The organism is Limnohabitans sp. (assembly GCF_031539175.1).
Classification (GTDB): Bacteria; Pseudomonadota; Gammaproteobacteria; order Burkholderiales; family Burkholderiaceae_C; genus Limnohabitans.
Genome location: NZ_JAVKLQ010000018.1, coordinates 55,995 through 75,634, shown reverse-complemented (window position 1 = coordinate 75,634; position 19,640 = coordinate 55,995). Strand labels below are relative to the sequence as shown.

Below are 19,640 nucleotides of genomic sequence, written 5' to 3'. Positions count from 1 at the left end.
TCATTGGGTGAAAACACTTCGCACTTGTTTTCGTGTGCAAAGCGATTCATGGCGCTGGACCCGGGTCCAACCCCATGAACACGGTGCGTCCACCACAACGTCTCGATCACGGACGTTTTCATATGTGGCAGACAAATTGGGTGACATGTGTATCGTGAATCAACTTAGTCCCAAGACAAAGCACCACCCGATTGGTACTCAATCACACGGGTTTCAAAGAAGTTGCGTTCTTTTTTCAGGTCAATCATTTCGCTCATCCAAGGGAAAGGGTTTTCCTCATTGGGGAACAGCGCTTCCAAACCGATTTGCGTGGCACGGCGGTTGGCGATGTAGCGCAGATAACCTTTGAACATGGATGCATTCAAGCCCAGCACGCCACGTGGCATGGTGTCTTCGGCATAGCGGTATTCAAGTTCGACAGCTTGCATGAACAAGGCATTGATTTCGGCTTTGAACTCTGCGGTCCACAGGTGTGGGTTTTCGAGTTTGATCTGGTTGATCAAGTCGATGCCAAAGTTGCAGTGCATGGACTCATCGCGCAAGATGTACTGGTATTGCTCAGCAGCACCGGTCATTTTGTTTTGACGACCCAAGGCCAAAATTTGCGTGAAGCCCACGTAGAAGAACAAGCCTTCCATCAAGCAGGCAAACACAATCAATGACTTCAACAGCGTCTGATCGGTCTGAGGTGTGCCGGTGTGAAAGTTGGGGTCCATGATCGCGTCAATAAACGGGATCAAGAACTCGTCTTTGTCACGGATGGATTTGACTTCGTGGTATGCGTTGAAGATCTCGCCTTCGTCCAAGCCCAAAGACTCCACGATGTACTGGTAGGCGTGCGTGTGAATTGCTTCTTCAAACGCTTGACGCAACAAGAACTGACGGCACTCGGGTGCCGTGATGTGGCGGTAAGTGCCCAAAACGATGTTGTTCGCAGCCAACGAGTCGGCTGTCACGAAGAAGCCGAGGTTGCGCATGATCAAACGACGCTCGTCGTCGGTCAAACCATTGGGGTCTTTCCACAACGCGATGTCGCGCGTCATGTTCACTTCTTGCGGCATCCAGTGGTTAGCGCAAGTCGCGAGGTATTTTTCCCAAGCCCATTTGTATTTGAATGGCACCAACTGGTTGACGTCGGTTTGGCCGTTGATGATGCGCTTGTCAGCGGCAGTCACGCGGCGGCTGGCTGTGGCTGCCATAGATGGCGCAGCAACAGGCTGCGCAGCAGATGTTGTTGAAAGAGGTGGGAGATCCATCGGGCGGCTGGAGATGCCGCTTGCAAGAGGTGATGGCGATGAGGGCTTGATGTCTTCGTCCCAGGTCAACATAAAGAATTTTCCAATGCTTGAATTATGGATGCAAGAAAGTGAATCGCAAAGCAATCACGCACTTCCTTGCAAATTTTTGTTGTGCAATTGCAAATTACTGACAGGACTCGCAGGTGGGATCATCCACGCCGCAGAATTTGATGTCAGTGGCGGGGATAGCATTCATCTGTGCTTGTGCAGCAGCAGCGGCTGCTTCGAGTGCACTCATGCCACCTGCAGCAGGGCCCGAAGACACTGCGTTGTGAGAGCCTGCTTGCACGGTTGATTTTTCAACTTGTTGTGCGCTGGACGTGCGGAGGTAATAGGTGGTCTTCAAACCACGCAACCAAGCGAGCTTGTAAGTCTCATCGAGCTTCTTACCTGATGCACCGGCCATGTAGATGTTGAGCGACTGCGCTTGGTCAATCCATTTTTGGCGACGCGATGCAGCTTCGACCAACCATGTAGGCTCCACTTCGAACGCGGTGGCGTACAAGGCTTTGATCTCTTGTGGCACGCGGTCGATGGGGCGCAGTGAACCGTCGAAGTGCTTCAGGTCCATGACCATCACGTCGTCCCACAAGCCCAGGCGTTTCAAGTCACGTACCAAGTAGCTGTTGATGACCGTGAATTCGCCAGACAAGTTGGACTTGACGGACAAGTTGCCAAAGCAAGGTTCGATGGAGGCATCCACACCAATGATGTTGGAGATGGTCGCGGTGGGCGCGATGGCGACGCAATTGGAGTTGCGCATGCCGTCTTGGGCGATCTTGGCACGCAACGCGTCCCAGTCCATGGTCTTGGATCGGTCCATTTCCACGTAGCCGCCGCGTGCTTCCGTGAGCAAGTCGATGGAGTCCAGAGGCAAGATGCCTTTGTCCCACAGCGAGCCTTTGTAGCTGGCGTATTTACCGCGCTCTTTGGCCAATTCGCTGGATGCCCAGTAGGCGTAGTAGCAAACGGCTTCCATTGAACGGTCCGCAAACTCAACAGCTTCTTGCGATGCATAGGGCACACGCATGGCGTACAAGCTGTCTTGGAATGACATGATGCCCATGCCCACAGGGCGATGACGCAGGTTCGAATCACGGGCTTTCTTGACAGCGTAGTAGTTGATGTCGATCACGTTGTCGAGCATGCGCATGGCCACGGTGATGGTGCGCTTGAGTTTGTCGTGGTCGAGTTCTTTGCCATTGGCGCCGTCTTTCAAGTGACGCGACAAGTTGACCGATCCCAAGTTACACACCGCAGTTTCGGTGTCGCTGGTGTTCAGGGTGATTTCTGTACACAGGTTGGACGAGTGCACCACGCCCACGTGTTGCTGTGGTGAACGCACGTTGCATGGGTCTTTGAACGTGATCCATGGGTGACCTGTTTCAAACAACATGGTCAACATCTTGCGCCACATGTCGGTGGCTTGCACGGTTTTGCTGGGCTTGATTTCGCCGCGCTTGGCCTTTTCTTCGTAGGCCACATAGGCTTTTTCGAAGGCTGCACCGAACAGGTCGTGCAAATCAGGCACGTCAGAAGGTGAGAACAAGGTCCACTCGCCTTTTTCCATGACGCGACGCATGAACAAGTCGGGGATCCAGTTGGCGGTGTTCATGTCGTGTGTACGACGGCGGTCGTCACCGGTGTTCTTGCGCAGCTCGAGGAATTCCTCGATGTCCAAGTGCCATGTTTCGAGGTAGGTACACACAGCGCCTTTGCGTTTGCCGCCTTGGTTCACCGCCACGGCGGTGTCGTTCACCACTTTCAAGAAAGGCACCACGCCTTGTGATTCACCGTTGGTGCCCTTGATGTGGCTGCCCAACGCGCGCACACGGGTCCAGTCGTTGCCCAAGCCGCCGGCAAATTTAGACAGCAAGGCGTTTTCTTTGATCAACTCGTAGATACCGTCCAAGTGGTCAGGCACGGTCGACAAGTAGCAGCTAGAGAGCTGCGAGCGCAAAGTGCCACTGTTGAACAGGGTGGGCGTGCTGGACATGAAATCGAACGATGACAGCACTTCGTAGAACTCAATCGCACGGGCTTCGCGGTCGATTTCGTTCAACGACAGGCCCATGGCCACACGCATGAAGAATGCTTGTGGCAGTTCGATGCGTGTCTTGCGCACGTGCAGGAAGTAGCGGTCATACAGCGTTTGCAGGCCGAGGTAATCGAATTGCAAATCGCGGTCGGCTTTGAGGGCTTGACCCAAACGCTCCAAGTCGAACTGGAGCATTTTGTCGTCGAGCAAGTCGTTTTCGACGCCTTTTTTGATGAACTGAGGGAAGTATTCGGCGTAATGCTGGCCCATGTCAGCGTGCAGCACTTCTTTGCCCAGCACTTCTTTGGCGATGGTGTGCATCAACAAACGTGCGGTGGCGTAGGTGTAGTCGGGGTCTTTTTCGATCAGGGTACGGGTGGCCAAGATCGCAGCTTTGTAGACCTCGTCCATCGGCACACCGTCGTACAGGTTGCGCATGGTTTCTGCCAAGATCGGTGCGGGTTTGACGTCAGCACCCAAGCCAGCGCAGGCATCGTTGATCAAACGCTGCAGGTGCGGCACGTCTAACGGCACGCGTTGGCCATCTTCGATCACATGCAGCTCAGGGGTTGCAGGCGCGGCTTGTTCTTTGGTGTGCGCACGTTCTTGGGTGCGACGCTCGCGATACAGCACGTAGGCGCGTGCGATTTCGTGGTGACCACCGCGCATCAAGCCCAATTCAGCTTGGTCTTGCACGTCTTCAATGTGGAAGGTGCCGCCGCCTGGACGTGAACGCATCAAGGCGCGCACCACGTTTTGAGTCAACACATCCACCGTCTCGCGAACGCTGGCAGAGGCTGCGCCTTGCGTGCCGTGCACAGCCAAAAACGCTTTCATCATGGCGACAGCAATCTTGGCTGGCTCAAAAGGCACCACGGCGCCATTGCGGCGGATGATTTGGTAGTGATTCAAGCTGTTGTGGCTGTCGATCACGGCGCGATCTTGCGCGACGTGCGGCTGTTGTGAGACGGCCGCGGTGTGGGTGTGTTCTGCTGTTTGCATATCGTTGTTCTTCCTTGCTTCGGGTTCAGTGGCGTGGGTCTTTGGGCGAGCTGTGTCGCGCATTTAAAACCTGCTGCGCAGGGTCTTTTGATGAGACGTCTACGCCAACACCACACACTATATCTGGTGTTTGGGGCTGTGTCCAAACACTACCGGTAGTGTTTTTGTATGTATTGGTATTCATTTTTATTGTATGAAAATTTGAGCCCTTTGATGGGGCGTCAAGGCATGCAGCGTGAAGCCAATATCGATGGGAATTTTCAGACGAGATCTTGGCTTCAAGCGCTCTTTGGCATGATTTGGGCTGCGAATGCCCGTGTTATCTCAGCTTGCTTTTTCTATGCACAAACTCTGTGCAGTTCAAAGCGTCTCAATATTTTTTCAGCACTTGGCTAAAGAAAAATATTTTTTGGGAAATATTGCGTCGCCCGACCCAAACTTCGTCGCAAAAGTGGCCAATCAAACCCTGGACCTGGGTCTTGCTTGCGTCCAGGCGCGATGTGCTCATGGCCTGCGATGTGACGTGCAGGGTAGTGTTGCGCAATGGCTGCACACACACTGCTGAGCGTGTCGTATTGCGCACGTTCAAACGTCTGACCTTCCAAGCCTTCTAGTTCAATGCCAATGGAATGGTCGTTGCAGTTGTCACGTCCCAAATAATGGGACTTGCCTGCATGCCAAGCGCGGTCGTTGCAGCTGACAAATTGAATCAAGGCGCCATCACGGCGGATGAAAAAGTGCGCCGACACCTCCATGCCCCGTATCTTTTCAAAATAAGGGTGTGCGTTCCAATCCAAGGTGTTGGTGAAAAGGGCCGCTACTTCTGGGCCACCGTATTGACCGGGGGGGAGGCTGATCGAATGGATCACCACCAAGTCAGGGCGTACGCCCACTGGGCGCGGTCCAAAGTTGGGGGACGGCGTGTGGTGGGCAAAGTTGTACCAACCTGCGCGCCACAAAGAGGAATCAGCAGACATGCGTCAGCCTTCTTGGCGCTGCCGATGCGCCTCGCTGCAATACAGACCTTGTGTGCCTTGTATGGCTTCTGATTTGGGCAGATGCACGCCGCAATGCGCGCAGGGCACCATCACTTGTGGTCCACCTGGGCGTGTAGCTTTGTCTGTTTGATCGCGCGTATCGTCGGACGGTGTTTGACGTTGTTGGCGAATCCACCAAATGCCTGCGAACACGATGAGCAGCCAAATCAGGTACTTCATGCCACGCGTCCCAACACGACTTCCAGTACAAAACGCGAGCCTGCGTAGCCCAGCAATAACAAGCCAGCACCGATGTACAACACCCGAACCGCTTTGCGGCCTCGCCAGCCAAAGCGGCTGCGTCCGACCAACAGCACGGCAAATGTGAACCACGAAAGCACCGAAAACACGGTTTTATGGTCCCAGCGCCACGCGGCCTTGGCCCCATACAAACTGTCACCAAACAACCAGCCCGCGGCCAGCGTGGCGGTGAGTAAGACAAATCCGGCTTTGACAAAGCGGAAGGTGAGTCGTTCTAGGGTCAAAAGCGGCAAGCCGACGGCGGTGTCTGCGGTGGCCATGCGCATGCTTTTCTCAGCCCGCGTCATCATCCATGCATGAACGACTGCCGCAGCAAACAACCCATAAGACGCCACGCCCAAGGCTAAATGCAGTGGCAGCCAAGGCGATGCCGCCGTGTGCAGTGGTGTGCCAGGGAAGAGGGCGGCCAGCAACACCACAGCGGCCCCCAAGCCGGTCAGCGTCCAGCGTGTGCGCAGTTGGGGGAACCAGTGTTGTTCTAGGACATAAAAGGTCAACATCAGCCACGCGGTGACTGACAGCGCGGGGGCAAACCCAAAGCGCAACCCCTCGGATTGCGGGGCAAACAGCGCAAAAACCAAGCCCAAACCGTGCAGCGTCCACGGTGCCCACAGCAGACGATGTCCTTGGCGCAGCGCCAAACGCGGGCCAATCAGTGCCGTCAGCGCGTAAGCCGTGGCAGTCAAGAGGCTGAGCCACAGAGTGACGGAGAAGTCGCTGGCTAAAATCATGCGACAAGTTTAGCGTTTTGCTTGACTCCCTCACTTTGCCCATTCAAGGGTTTTATATGGCCTCAGCCCTTACCGACAAACTCTCGCGCCTCGTCAAACAGATCAGTGGACAGGCCCGCATCACCGAGAGCAACGTGGCCGACATGTTGCGCGAAGTACGCATGGCCTTGCTCGAAGCCGACGTGGCCTTGCCCGTGGTGCGCGACTTTATCGCCCGCGTCAAGGAAAAAGCGCTGGGCCAAGAAGTCATTGGTTCTTTGCAGCCGGGCCAAGCCTTGGTCGCCATCGTGAACCAAGAGTTGACGGCCACCATGGGTGAAGGTGTGAGCGACTTGAACCTCGCCGCCCAACCCCCCGCCGTGATTTTGATGGCCGGTTTGCAAGGTGCCGGTAAAACCACCACCACCGCCAAGCTGGCGCGTTGGCTCATCAACCAGCGCAAAAAGAAAGTACTGACCGTTTCGGGCGACGTGTACCGCCCCGCTGCGATTGAGCAGCTCAAAACGGTGACCGCTCAAGCTGGCGCCGAATGGTTCCCCAGCTCGCCCGACCAAAAGCCCGAAGACATTGCCCGCGACGCGCTCGACTACGCTCGCAAACACTACTTTGACGTTTTGCTCGTCGACACCGCAGGTCGCTTGGCCATTGACGAAGCCTTGATGGCCGAGATCAAAACCCTGCACCGCGTGTTGAACCCCATCGAAACCTTGTTTGTGGTGGATGCCATGCAAGGTCAAGACGCGATCAACACCGCGCGTGCGTTCAGCGATGCCTTGCCGCTCACCGGCATCGTGCTCACCAAGCTCGATGGCGATTCACGCGGTGGTGCGGCGTTGTCCGTGCGCCAAATCACGGGTGCGCCTATCAAATTTGCCGGCACCAGTGAGAAGCTGGATGGCTTGGAGCTGTTCGATGCTGCGCGTCACGCCGGTCGCGTGTTGGGCATGGGCGACATCTTGGCCTTGGTTGAGCAAGTCACCGCTGGCGTGGACATGCAAGCGGCGCAAAAGTTGGCTGACAAAGTCAAACGCGGTGATGCGTTTGATCTCAATGACTTCTTGGCCCAAATTCAGCAGATGCGCCAAATGGGGGGCTTGTCCAGTTTGATGGACAAATTGCCCACGCAAATGACAGCCAAAGCCGGTCAAGTGGACATGGACAAGGCTGAAAAAGACATTGGCCGCAAGCAAGGCATCATCCACAGCATGACGCCTTTGGAGCGCAGCAAGCCTGACCTCATCAAAGCCACCCGCAAACGCCGCATCGCGGCAGGCGCGGGCGTTCAGGTGCAGGACGTGAACCGCATGCTCAAAGAGTTTGAGCAAATGCAAGACATGATGAAGAAAATGCGCGGCGGCGGCTTGATGAAGATGATGAAAAAGCTCGGCGGTATGAAAGGCATGCCCGGCATGGGTGGTGGCGGCTTTCCTGGTATGCGCTAAGCCTTCAAACGAAGCCCTCACACTCAGCTCTCATACGGCTCGGCCCTGGCCTAGACCGTGTGACGCGTCTTCAATATTGGCTGGCCGGCAAATCGATTTGCATGCCGTTCATCGCCTCAGTCAGCGTGATTTGACACGACAAGCGGCTGTTGGCTTGGCGCGCGCAGGCCGCAAAGTCGAGCATGCCGTCCTCGTCGTCGGTCATGGCTGGTAATTGACTCAACCACGGCTCACGCACCATCACATGGCAAGTGGCGCAGGTCAGCGTGCCACCGCAATCGGCGGCCACGCCTTCAATGTCGGCGGCTAGGGCCGCTTTCATCAAAGTTTGACCTGCTTTGGCGGTGATGCGCGTGCCTTGGGCGTCGGCACTATTTTCAAAAATAACAAGTTCAATCATGGGGGTCTCGCGGGGACGCTTAGCGTCTGTTAATAGCGGTTTGTTGATGGCGGTCTGTATGCCATTGTCGTGGCGCTGTGGTGGATCAAATGCGCCCGAAGTACTCGCGGCGCTGAAACTCTAAGGCGTCTTCAGCCGCGTCCATGCGCGCTTGCTCTGCCGCTTTGATGCGGCTGTAGTAGCGCACAAAGTCGGCCCCAAAGCCTTGCACCATCGCAGCGTCTTCTTGCAATGCCGCCAACGCATCACCCAAGGTGTTTGGGATGCGTGTGTGGCTGTCTTCGCCCAGTTCGGCATACGGCGCTTCGGTGGCCAAAGGCGGCGCAAGTTGTTGCGCCACTCCCGACAGACCTGCATGAATTTGCGAGGCCATGTACAAATAAGGATTGGCAGCGGGCTCGCCCAAGCGGTTTTCAATGCGGGTCGCACCATCGCCGGCTTGGCCCACCACGCGCAACATGGCACCTCGGTTGTCGCGTCCCCACACGATGGACTGCGGTGCCAAGGCGTTGGGCCGGAACCGTCCAAAGCCATTGGCTGTGGGCGTGCACATGACCGTCATGCCGCGTGCGTGATGCAGCAAACCGGCCAAGTAGTGCGCGCCTATGTCTGACAAGGTGTGGCGCGCCTCGTTGGCTTGGGTGTGCGGCGCTGGTGTGTCGCGCATGAAGGCGTTGCGACCCGTGTCTGCATGCACCAGCGACTGGTGTAAATGCCAGCCGCTGGACATGATGTGTGCAAACGGCGGGCGGCACATGAAGGTGGCGTGGTAGCCCGCACGGCGCAACGCTTGTTTGACGGCGCTGCGAAACAGCACCATGTTGTCGGCGGCGGTCAGCGCATCGGTGGCTTCAAACACGGCTTCGACTTGGCTGGGGCCCAGTTCAATTTCCAGCGACAGCAGCGGCAAGCCCAGTGCCTGAGCGGTGTGTTGCACGATGCGCAGCGGCTCTTCGCTCATGTCAAAGCAATGCTCGGACAGCAAGTTGTAGCCCGGGTGAATCAGGCTCACTTCAGGGCTGGGGCCGGGCCAAGCCGCGGTGTACGGGTCAAGGTCGTGGCCGTGCGTGGGGTCTTTCAAACGGTAAATGTGAAACTCCACCTCCAAGCCGCAGACCATTCCCAAGCCCTGTTGCGCGAGCAAAGCTAGGGCGTGTTGCAGTTGGCGACGTGTGTCAAAGGACACGGGTGTGCCGTCTTGAAACACGGGCTGGCATTGCACCCAGCCTGTTTTGTCAGCCCAAGGCAGGACATGAAAACTCTCAGGGTTGGCCATCAACAACAAGTTGCTGGCGAACTCAAAGCCGGGCAATTCATCGGCCATGCCCGCTTCAAACACTTTGAACGCCGTGCGGTCCGAGGTGTCCTTGAGCATCAACGTGCTCACCATGCCGACGCCACTGCGCAAGGCTTTCACAGCGGCAGTGGCCGTCAGCGTTTTGCCGCGCACCATGCCGTGCGTGTCGCACCATGCAAAGCGCACCAACTCTAAGCCGCTGGTTTCGATCAGCCGCGCTGTGCGGGCGAGGGCGTCGTTCAGAGGCGTGTTCACGATTGACCTTCAGGCAAAGCGGCATCCCAAGGCGAGCTTGCGCGTTTGTTGTCCACCGCGTGGCGCCACCAAGTTTGCCAATCTTGTGCGGGGGCGATGCCGTCCACCGTGTCGGGGCCCATGCGTTGGGCGGCGATGTCGGGTTGCGCCAAGCCCATGGGCAATTTGCCTGCTTCCACATCGTCAATCGCTTTGAGCAGGTTGCGGCGGTTGGCCATGATGGCCACATCGCTGGTGCCCAAGTGTTCACGCGTGCGGTCTTGGATGGGGCCCATGCTTTCGCAGGCCCACTGGTCGTGCACGTTGATGTCGTGCTCGCCCATGCCCAAGTAAGTGCGTGTGTTTTGCTCTTCGGGGTCGAAGCCCCAGTTGTTGTGACGGCCTGATTTGGGGATGTAGTCGGGCAAGTCGATGGCGTTCAGGCGCTGGTTGCGCATGGCCTCTTTGTCCACAGGGCCGGCAAAGCTGGTGAACACCGAATACCAATAGGTGTGCGTGTCGTCCACGGGCACATGCATCTGGGTGATGGTCATGGTCTCAGACAGCGGAATCACAAACGTGTGCGGAAAGATGGCGTTGGTCACCCGCACATGGGTGAGGGTCTCGGTCATGGGTCGCAGCGCGGTCAGGCGCATGCCAAATGGCATGGGTTCGGTGGTGATTTTGGGTTGGTCAAACTCGCGCATGACTTTGGTCATGGGCCAGCGTTCACCGTTGATGTCGCCTGCACTCGCGCCACGGAACTGTTTGCCGTAGGTGTCGTCCAGCGATTCATCGGAAAAAAAGCGGTGCAAGAACGAGGCATGCGCAGGGTCGACACCCACCTCAAACGCTTGCAGCCAATTGCATTGCCACAGGCCTTTGAACGCAAAGGTATGGGTGCTGGGCGCGGTGAAACAGTCCAGCGCAGGAAAAGGCGGGGGCGAGCTGTCTTCGGGGCCGAACCAGCCAAACAAAATGCCACTGCGTTCTACCAACGGGTAATTGCGCTGCTTGACGTGTTGGCACAGCTTGCTGCCCGTGGGCTCGGCGGGGGTTTGCACACATTGGCCCGATACATCGAACTTCCAGCCATGAAACGGGCAACGCAGCCCATCGCCTTCATTGCGACCAAACGACAAGTCAGCGCCTCGGTGCGGGCAGTCGCGGTCGAGCAAACCAAACGCGCCTTGCGCGTTTTTGAACAGCACCAAGTCTTGGCCTAAAACGCGCACCGCCTTGACGGGGCGAATGCCCATGCGCGGGTCCAGCGCGGGGTTGAACTCATCCACCAAGGCCACAGGTTGCCAATAGTGGCGCATCAAGTTGCCGCAAGGGGTGTTGGGGCCAATGCGCGTGACGCGCTCGTTGTGTTCGGCTTTCATGGGCTTGTCTCTTTCTACGAACCCACTTTATACAAGCCCAAAGGAGAACGAGTCGCACAAAGGCGACTCCTAGATCTTGCACAGGTGTTGTCTTGGCACTGTGCCTGCTGCTATGGATGATTGGTAGCTTTGGCTGAGATAACAAAGTTTGAGCCTGCCTATTTGGGGAATTGAAGCTTGAGATCGCTGTTGAAGTTTTCGTTTTGTTAGTGAATGTTCTCAACGAAGTTGATGGCGTCAAGTGAATGAGAATTTGTCTAATTTAGTCTTAGTTACGGGCTAGACTAGAGAAAAATTACAACGAGGATGAAGATCCTTCCAATGGGATAAGTGTCGAATGGATAACGTTTTTGATTTTCGAAACGAGCTCGTTGCAGAGTACAGAGACTTCACACGAAGTTTTTCTAAAATTGCAGCTACTGATATTCGTCAAAAAGTAGATTCGGAATACGCTGATGGGCGTTATTGGCCCGAGCCGCTGATTCAAATCAACCCCAATTACCGCAGAAGCGCCACCGTTCAACAACTGGCTGCGAAGGGCGATCTGCATGCCGCCTGTGCCGAGTTATTCAAAGCCAGAAAGCCCGAGGGCACACCTGTCGACTTGTTTTTGTACGCTCATCAGATGGAAGCACTGGCCAAGGCCGGTCAGGACAAAAGCTATGTGGTGACGACTGGAACAGGATCGGGCAAGTCGCTTTCCTTCTTTATTCCAATCATTGACCGAATCCTAAAGGCCAAGCAGGCCGACCCTAAGCCACGCACACGCGCAATCGTCATCTATCCGATGAACGCACTGGCCAACAGTCAGCTGGAGGAGCTTGATAAGTTTTTGCATGGATATGCCCCGAGTCAGCAGCCTTTCACGGTCGCCCGTTACACCGGGCAGGAAAAAGCAACCGAGCGCGAACGCATCAAAAACAACCCCCCTGACATCTTGTTGACCAACTTCATGATGCTGGAGCTTATTCTTACGCGTCACGAAGAAATTGACCGTGGTGTGGTTGACCACTGCCAAGGGCTTGAGTTTTTAGTATTGGATGAACTACACACCTACAGGGGGCGTCAAGGTGCTGACGTGGCCATGCTGGTGCGGCGCCTACGCGAGCGCCTACAAGCCAACAATCTTGTTTGCATTGGCACATCTGCCACCATGTCCTCCACTGGCACCCAGGCTGACCGTAACAAGACAGTTGCTGAAGTCGCTTCCAAACTCTTTGGCACTAACATTACCGAGCACGATGTCATTGGCGAAACGCTTGACCGAGTGACCAACCGTGCCAAAAACGTAGACGCCATCAAGCCATACCTCAAGTCGGCTTTGTCGCAAACTAGCTTTTCATGGTCCAGTTACGAAGCTTTTCAAGACGACCCCTTGGCCATTTGGGTCGAACTGAACCTGGGCATTGAGCTTCCGGCACAAGAGGCACCGCGTCGCGCTAAGCCCATGACCCTCAAAGATGCCGCCGCAAGGCTGGCAGACGATGCGGGTTGTGACTTTGATCTGGCCCGCCAAGGCCTGCAACTGTTTTTGGTGGCTGCGCATGAAGTCAAAACCGAGCAGGGCCGCCCACCATTTGCTTTCAAGCTGCACCAATTCATCAGCGGCCCAGGCAAGGTACTCGCTACGTTAGAGCCAGCTGGCAAGCGCCACATTACTTTGGACGCACAGCGCTTTGCCCCTGGTCGACAAGATGAGGGCACGCGCCTCTATCCGGTGCACTTTTGCCGCGATTGCGGGCAGGAATACCACCCCGTCTGGCGCTCTGGCAACGCCCAGCAGGAATACAGCCCCCGCGAAATTGACGACATCTCTTCCGACGAAAACGAAGACGCACATTACGGTTTCCTGTGCCCGCAAACCACAGGTCAAATCTACAACGGTCAGCTCGAAGAATTACCCGAAACATGGCTCGACCTGAGCAAAGCCGAAGCCAAGATCAAAACCACTTACCGAAAAGCCGTGCCCCAACCCGTCACCCTGGGTCCTGATGGCCTGCACGGTAGAGGGGGGGAAGACTTCTGGTTCATTCCTGGCAAGTTCAGGTTTTGTTTGAGCTGCGGGGTGTCGCACGAAGTCCATGGCAAAGACATCAACCGACTGGCCAGCTTGTCTGGTGAAGGGCGTTCATCGGCCACAACCATTTTGACCCTGACCGCTATTCGTCAGTTGTTTGCCGAAGGGGAAACCCAGACGGACCAACCCGACCCCCGAAAAATTCTGGGCTTCACCGACAACCGCCAGGATGCAGCGCTGCAAGCGGGGCACTTTAACGACTTCATCTTTTTACTCACACTGCGAGCGGCTCTGATTGGTGCCTTGCAAAACAACCAAGGCTTGCTCACTGAAGAAGTGTTGGCAAGCCAAGTTTTCAAAGCATTAGGGTTTGAGCAAGTCGATCAAGGCACTCTGACCGAGTACCTTAAGAATCCCAAGATCATGGGGCTTGCCCGTCAAGATGCCCAAAAAACCTTGCGCTTCATTATTGGCTACAGGCTATTGCGCGATCTGCGTCGCGGCTGGCGCTTCAACAACCCCAATCTTGACCAGCTCAATTTGCTCAACATTCATTACAGAGGCATCGCAGAATTTGTTGCCGAAGAATCCTTGTTTGCAGCCAATCCCGTGTTGTCCAAGCTTTCTCCACAACACCGAAACCAACTTGCTGTTTGCCTGTTTGACCACATGCGTCGTGGCCTTTGCTTGCAAAGCATGTATCTCGATCCTATTGAGCAGGAAAAGGCCAAAACGACCGCTTTCCAATATCTGAACGACCGTTGGGCGTTTGCGTACGACGAAAGCCTCGAAACATCTAAATACCTCATCTTGGGCAAGCGTCCTGAATACCGTGGCAGACCTCGAACAGATTTGGTCCCCGGCGGTCCTCGTACCCGTTTGCTCAAAGACATCAAGTTGTCCCCGTTGTGGAAGAACAGCCCCGCTGCCGCCGTAGTTAGTAGTTGGAAAGATCCCCAATGGACAGAATTCATTGAAGATTTGCTCAAGGCTGCATCTCAGTATGGTTACGTCCAAAAGTTCGACATTGATTCGCAACTGCTCGGCTGGCGCTTGAACGCCAGCAGCATGGATTGGTTGTTGGTACGTGACGAAGACATTGACGCTGACTCCCGGCACAACGCCTACTTTCGCAACCTCTACTTGGCCGTTGCTCAAACCTTGCAGCAATCCCAACACGTGCTGTTCAACTTCGAGGCACAAGAGCACACGGCGCAAGTCGATGCTGGACGCCGCCAGCTTTTAGAGCAGCGCTTCCGTTACACCACCAAAGACCGCCAAGACTGGGCAGAAAATCCCGCCAACGATGCGCCTTTGCAGCGTTTGCCGGTCATGTTCTGCTCGCCCACCATGGAACTGGGTGTGGACATTTCGGCGCTCAACGCCGTCTATTTGCGCAACGTGCCACCTACGCCAGCCAACTATGCGCAGCGGAGTGGCCGTGCGGGCCGCTCCGGCATGCAGGCGCTGGTGATCACCTATTGCGCAGCCCTCAGCCCGCACGACCAGTGGTTCTTTCACCATGCCACTGATATGGTGCATGGCATCGTCAAGGCCCCCACGCTGGACTTGGCTAACCGCGATCTGGTTGAAAGCCATCTCCACGCCATCTGGCTCTCAGCCGCACAAGTTCAGCTCGACACCAGCATCGCACCCATGCTGGAGCTGGACAAAGAAAAGCAACCCCTCAAAGACGCTTTGTGGCAAAAAATCAACTCACCAGAGGTGAATCAACGGGCAGCCCAAAGTGTCATGGCCTTCATGAAGCAGGTTGTGACTGAAGTTCAAAGCAGTCCTTGGTACTCAGCTGACCATGCCCAGCAAACTATCGACCGTGCGCCAGAAGATTTTTCAAAGTCATTTGAAAGATGGCGTACCTTGGTTGAGGCCACGCGTAAGCAAATGGACATGGCCAACACCGTTAGCCAAAGCTACACCAGCAGCAACGCCGAAAAACTCAACTCGCAGCGTCGCTATGGCGATGCTGCCAAGCAATACGCCTTGCTGCTCAAAACCGGCAATGCCCAAAACAACGACTTCTACACCTACCGTTACCTAGCTAGCCAAGGCTTTTTGCCAGGCTATAACTTCCCACGTTTGCCTCTCATGGCCTGGATTCCCGCCAAAGGTGGCGCAGGGGGCAAAGACGACGATGGCAGTATGGTCAGCCGCCCGCGTTTTCTTGCCCTTTCAGAGTTCGGTCCACGCAGCCTCATCTACCACCAAGGCCGCATGTACCGCGTGGTGCGTGCCAAGCTCAACGTCGGCAACACAGACCACATCTCGGGCAATAGCACCCTGGCCACCGTCACCAGTCGCGTGTGCAGTGCTTGTGGTTATGCCCACATGAGTCAGTTGGGTGGCAGTGACCCTATCGTTGACCGCTGCGAAAACTGTGATGCACTCTTGACTGACAACGATTGGGTCAAAAACCTTTACCGCATCGAAACGGTCGAGACCATGGCTGTCGAGCGCATCTCCATCAACGATGAAGACCGTCAGCGCCAAGGCTTTGAGTTGCAAACCACTTACAAGTTTTTGCCTGGACCTGATGGCAAGATCGCCAATGTCAAGACCCGTGTACAAACAAGCTCAGATCCGAACGAACCTGCACTGGCCGAATTGACCTATGCCCCTGCCGCCCTTATTTGGCGTATCAACCGAGGCTGGCGTCGTCGCAAAGACAAAAACCAACTTGGCTTCTACATCAACCCCGTCACAGGGCAGTGGAGCAAAAAAGACGAGCCCGGTGCCACTGAGGCCGCCGATGCCGAAGACTCGCTGATGGACAAAGTGCCCAACCAGCAAATCGTCCCTTTTGTCGAGGACTACCGCAACATCCTCATCTTGCAGCCAGCGGCCCAGTCACTCAACAAAGAGACCATGGCCACGCTCCAGGCAGCACTCAAGCGAGGCATCGAGATGACCTATCAGATTGAAGAGTCTGAGCTGGTGGCTGAGGCACTGCCCACACAAGACGACCGCAAAGCCATCATGTTCTACGAGGCCGCAGAGGGCGGTGCGGGCGTACTCACCCGTTTGGCCACAGAGCCGCAGGCTTTGGCCCAAGTGGCTGCTGCTGCACTTAAGCTGTTGCACTACAACGAACCCAGTGGCCCATGGAATTTCGACGAACTGCCCGCACTGGAGCAAGTGGACAAAAACGGCCATCACATTTGTGAAGCCGGTTGTTACCAGTGCTTGCTGTCGTACTTCAACCAGCCCGACCACGACAACATCAACCGCCGTAACGAAGACGCCCTCAAGCTGTTGGTGGCCATGGCCAACGCACAAGTAGTGGCTGCCCCTCAGGTCACCTCGGCCTTGCCCGCCACGCTTGCCATGAGCAGCGAAACACCTGCGGCCAGCACTGCTAATCAATGGCTAGCTACTTTGCAGTCTGGCGGCTTCAATATGCCAGACAGTTTGCAAGTTCCAGTTAGCGGGACAGAAGCCGTGGTTGATGCAATCTACAAAGACGCACGAGCGGTGGTATTCCTCAGCCCCGTTAGTAACGATGTGATTCGTCTGATTCAAGACAAAGGCCGAAGCGTGATCCTGATGACCGATCCTGCCCAATGGTCCGCACAATTCGCGGCTCATACTGAAGTATTCGGCCCCGGAACTCAAAACAACACATGACCACAGCAACCGCACATTTCCAACCCGGCAACCTCGTTCGCGCCCGTGGGCGCGAATGGGTCGTTCAGGCCGACTCATCTATTGAAGACGGCGGCAGTCTCTTGCGTTTGCGCCCCTTGGGTGGCTCTGACGAAGACACCATTGCCCTGATTCCCGAGCTCGAATTCACGCCCGTGGTGCCCGCCACATTCCCTTGGCCAGATGCCAACCAACCCGGCAACCACGCAGCTGCTTTGCTCATGCGAGACGCCTTGCGCCTCAAACTGCGTGCGGGCGGCGGACCCTTCCGCTCGTTTGGCAACATCGCGGTGGAGCCCCGTGCGTATCAGTTGGTGCCATTGCTCATGGCCCTGCGCCTCACCACCGTGCGCTTGCTGATTGCCGACGACGTCGGTATTGGTAAAACCGTCGAGGCGGGTCTCATCGTGCGCGAGCTGATGGACCGTGGAGAAATTACCCGCCTGGCCGTGTTGTGCCCACCGCACCTGGTGGAGCAATGGCAAGGCGAATTGCTCAGCCGCTTCAACCTGCAAGCCGTGGCGCTCACCTCAGCCAGTGCCAGCCGCATTGAGCGTGAAATCCCCCATGGTGTCAGTTTGTTTGACCATCACCCCATCGTGGTCGTCAGCCTGGACTACATCAAGAGCGAACGCCACCGTGAGCACTTCTTGAGCATTGCCCCCGAATGCATCATTGTGGACGAAGCCCACACCTGTGCCAGCAGCGGTGCTGGCAAGCAGCTGCGCTTTGAGCTCTTGCAGCGCTTGGCCAAAGACGAAGCACGCCATTTACTTTTGCTTACCGCCACTCCGCATTCGGGTGATGAAACTGCGTTCTACAACCTGCTGTCTTTGCTCAACCCCGAGTTCGCGCAACTGCAAAACCGCACCTCTGCACAAGACCCACTGCGCCAACAACTGGCTCGTCATTTTGTGCAACGCCGCCGTAAAGATATCGTCGAATGGCAAGCCGAAACCCAAGACCTGCGTGGCTTTGCCAGACGCATGAAAACCGAGCAAACCTACAAGCTCACGGGCGATTGGGGCGCGTTTTTTGACAACGTGCAAACCTATTGCCGCGAAATGGCCGAGGCCATCGAGACCAACGAACAAGGCCAAGCTACAGGCCAATCACGCCTGATCTGGTACGCCACACTCGCCTTGCTGAGATGCGTGGCCTCGTCTCCCGCCGCTGCCGTCAAGGCGCTGACCACAAGGCTTGAGGGTAAAACCGGCGCAGACCTGGAGGCCGAAGCCGACGACTTGCTGGGCGATGACCGACTGCACGACGGCGAAGCCGATGACATGGCGGGCACCGATCTAGAGCCACCCGGTCAACTCAACCCCCAACTGCAAGACGCCCAGCGCCTGCAAACCCTGATCGCTGATGCCCATCGCTTGAGTGGCAAATCTGGCGACCCCAAACTCGCCAACCTCATCGTGCACCTGGACGGCTTGGTGAAAGAAGGCTTTCACCCCGTAGTGTTTTGCCGCTACGTGGCCACCGCCCACTACGTGGCAGACGAGTTGCGCAAGCATTTCAAACAAGCCACCGTCTTATCGGTCACTGGCGAACTCAGCCCCGAAGAACGCCGCGAACGTGTGGAAGATATGGCCGATGCAGATACCCGCATCTTGGTGGCGACAGACTGTTTGTCAGAAGGTATCAACCTTCAGCATTTGTTTACCGCTGTGGTGCATTACGACCTGGCTTGGAACCCCACCCGGCATGAGCAGCGTGAAGGCCGAGTCGACCGCTTTGGGCAACAAGCCCCCGAAGTGCGCTGCACCATGCTGTATGGGCAAGACAACCCAGTCGATGGCTTTGTGCTCAACGTTATCCTTCGCAAAGGCGAGGCCATCCAAAAAGAGTTGGGCGTGCTGGTGCCCATGCCCGAGGACAAAACCCGCATCAACCAAGCCATGGTCAAAGCCGCGCTCATGAAGCGCGTGAGCGCCGAAAGCCGCCAAATGGGTTTTGGTTTTGAAGAGGCGGAAGAAATTTTGGCCCCGCTTCAAGCACAGTGGACCGACGCCCTCGAAAAAGCCAAGGCCAATAGAACCGTGTTTGCCCAGCGCGCCATTCGCCCAGACGAAGTCATGCCCGAATGGCAAAAACAGCAACAAGCCTTGGGCACGCAAGATGATGTTCAGCGCTTTGTGCAAAGTGCCTGCGCACGGTTGAACGCGCCGCTAGAAAAATCGCGACGCCAAACCTTCAAGCTCTTGCCCGGACACCTGCCTGAGGCTCTGCAACAACGCATGGCCGACGAAGGCTTGATTCAAGAAGGCGACAAAACCCTCGCCACCAAAGGCCTAGTGCTTGACTTTGCCGAACTGCACCGCAGCCACCCGCTGGTGACCGTGCTTGCCGACCACTTGATTGAAACCGCTTTGCAAGGTGACAGTAGCATCACCGCTCGCTGTGCAGCCACTGAGACAAATGCAGTGCAGGTTGTCACCACAGTGTATTTGTTGCGCTTGCGCCACCAGCTCAGCTACGTGCGCCGCAGACAGCCTTATCAAATGATGGCCGAAGAAACCGTTGCTGTGGCCGTCCAAGGACGCAGCAACCCGGTTTGGCTTAGCGACGAGGGCGTGGCACAGCTTCTGCAAAGCACCCCATCCAGTAACCTGCCGCGTGACTTGATCTCGCGCCAGATTCAGAAGTCCATCGAATTTGCAGAGGCCAATCAAAGCTACTTCGAGCAACTGGCCAAAGAGCGCGCCCAAGCCCTTTTGGAAGACCATCGACGCGTGCGCGAAGCCGCCCGCGACGTGGGTCAATACAGCGTCAGCCCCTGTCTGCCGGTCGACGTCATTGGTGTGTATGTGCTGCTGCCAGCAGACCTGTAAT

Annotated in this window: 11 protein-coding genes; 3 read left to right on the top strand and 8 right to left on the bottom strand. The window is 56.2% G+C overall.

What is annotated here, in order from left to right; genetic code table 11:
* Nucleotides 1–164 precede the first annotated feature (164 nt).
* From RMS95_RS03340 to RMS95_RS03320, 5 genes are all read right to left on the bottom strand, one after another.
* Entirely contained in the window at nt 165–1,328 is a 1,164-nt protein-coding gene (locus tag RMS95_RS03340; RefSeq protein WP_310643581.1) for a ribonucleotide-diphosphate reductase subunit beta, read from the bottom strand.
* Nucleotides 1,329–1,422: 94 nt separating this feature from the next.
* Nucleotides 1,423–4,338, bottom strand: coding sequence for a ribonucleoside-diphosphate reductase subunit alpha (locus RMS95_RS03335; protein WP_310643579.1), 2,916 nt, complete (start codon nt 4,336–4,338; stop codon nt 1,423–1,425).
* Nucleotides 4,339–4,730: 392 nt separating this feature from the next.
* On the bottom strand, nt 4,731–5,315 hold the full coding sequence (gene ampD / locus RMS95_RS03330; RefSeq protein ID WP_310643577.1) for a 1,6-anhydro-N-acetylmuramyl-L-alanine amidase AmpD: 585 nt from the start codon (nt 5,313–5,315) through the stop codon (nt 4,731–4,733).
* 3 nt (nt 5,316–5,318) lie between these two features.
* Complete coding sequence (locus RMS95_RS03325) at nt 5,319–5,555, bottom strand: PP0621 family protein (protein WP_310643575.1); 237 nt, start codon at nt 5,553–5,555, stop codon at nt 5,319–5,321.
* Nucleotides 5,552–6,367 (bottom strand): cytochrome c biogenesis protein CcsA, encoded by an 816-nt coding sequence (locus tag RMS95_RS03320; RefSeq protein WP_310643573.1) that lies wholly within the window; start codon nt 6,365–6,367, stop codon nt 5,552–5,554. The genes RMS95_RS03325 and RMS95_RS03320 overlap by 4 nt, the downstream gene beginning before the upstream one ends.
* 56 nt (nt 6,368–6,423) lie before the next feature.
* Here RMS95_RS03320 and ffh point away from each other — a divergent pair, with 56 nt between their 5' ends.
* Nucleotides 6,424–7,809, top strand: coding sequence for a signal recognition particle protein (ffh, locus tag RMS95_RS03315; RefSeq protein WP_310643571.1), 1,386 nt, complete (start codon nt 6,424–6,426; stop codon nt 7,807–7,809).
* A 70-nt stretch (nt 7,810–7,879) separates the two neighbouring features.
* Here the strand turns inward: ffh and RMS95_RS03310 are convergent, their stop codons facing one another.
* The 3 genes from RMS95_RS03310 to RMS95_RS03300 all read right to left on the bottom strand — a co-directional run bounded on the left by RMS95_RS03310 (nt 7,880) and on the right by RMS95_RS03300 (nt 11,125).
* Nucleotides 7,880–8,209 (bottom strand): 2Fe-2S iron-sulfur cluster-binding protein, encoded by a 330-nt coding sequence (locus tag RMS95_RS03310; RefSeq protein WP_310643569.1) that lies wholly within the window; start codon nt 8,207–8,209, stop codon nt 7,880–7,882.
* Nucleotides 8,210–8,294: 85 nt separating this feature from the next.
* Nucleotides 8,295–9,761: a glutamine synthetase family protein gene (locus tag RMS95_RS03305; RefSeq protein ID WP_310643567.1), complete on the bottom strand. Its 1,467-nt coding sequence runs from the start codon at nt 9,759–9,761 to the stop codon at nt 8,295–8,297.
* Nucleotides 9,758–11,125 carry a Rieske 2Fe-2S domain-containing protein gene (locus RMS95_RS03300; RefSeq protein WP_310643565.1) on the bottom strand — a complete coding sequence of 456 codons (1,368 nt, stop codon included), beginning with the start codon at nt 11,123–11,125 and terminating at the stop codon, nt 9,758–9,760. Before RMS95_RS03300 ends, RMS95_RS03305 begins: the two co-directional genes overlap by 4 nt.
* A gap of 337 nt (nt 11,126–11,462) precedes the next feature.
* Between RMS95_RS03300 and RMS95_RS03295 the strand changes: the two genes are divergently transcribed.
* Entirely contained in the window at nt 11,463–16,784 is a 5,322-nt protein-coding gene (locus RMS95_RS03295) for a DEAD/DEAH box helicase (RefSeq protein ID WP_310643563.1), read from the top strand.
* A complete protein-coding gene (locus RMS95_RS03290) occupies nt 16,781–19,639 on the top strand; it encodes a helicase-related protein (RefSeq protein ID WP_310643562.1) in 2,859 nt (952 codons plus the stop codon). Before RMS95_RS03295 ends, RMS95_RS03290 begins: the two co-directional genes overlap by 4 nt.
* The last annotated feature ends 1 nt before the right edge of the window (nt 19,640 follow it).

What these genes read in the sequence shown, in the direction of transcription:
- RMS95_RS03340 (WP_310643581.1), bottom strand. Translation starts at nt 1,328, where the DNA reads ATGTTGACCTGGGACGAAGACATCAAGCCCTCATCGCCATCACCTCTT.
- RMS95_RS03310 (WP_310643569.1), bottom strand. Translation starts at nt 8,209, where the DNA reads ATGATTGAACTTGTTATTTTTGAAAATAGTGCCGACGCCCAAGGCACG.
- RMS95_RS03335 (WP_310643579.1), bottom strand. Translation starts at nt 4,338, where the DNA reads ATGCAAACAGCAGAACACACCCACACCGCGGCCGTCTCACAACAGCCG.
- RMS95_RS03295 (WP_310643563.1), top strand. Translation starts at nt 11,463, where the DNA reads ATGGATAACGTTTTTGATTTTCGAAACGAGCTCGTTGCAGAGTACAGA.
- RMS95_RS03300 (WP_310643565.1), bottom strand. Translation starts at nt 11,125, where the DNA reads ATGAAAGCCGAACACAACGAGCGCGTCACGCGCATTGGCCCCAACACC.
- RMS95_RS03325 (WP_310643575.1), bottom strand. Translation starts at nt 5,555, where the DNA reads ATGAAGTACCTGATTTGGCTGCTCATCGTGTTCGCAGGCATTTGGTGG.
- ffh (WP_310643571.1), top strand. Translation starts at nt 6,424, where the DNA reads ATGGCCTCAGCCCTTACCGACAAACTCTCGCGCCTCGTCAAACAGATC.
- RMS95_RS03290 (WP_310643562.1), top strand. Translation starts at nt 16,781, where the DNA reads ATGACCACAGCAACCGCACATTTCCAACCCGGCAACCTCGTTCGCGCC.
- ampD (WP_310643577.1), bottom strand. Translation starts at nt 5,315, where the DNA reads ATGTCTGCTGATTCCTCTTTGTGGCGCGCAGGTTGGTACAACTTTGCC.
- RMS95_RS03320 (WP_310643573.1), bottom strand. Translation starts at nt 6,367, where the DNA reads ATGATTTTAGCCAGCGACTTCTCCGTCACTCTGTGGCTCAGCCTCTTG.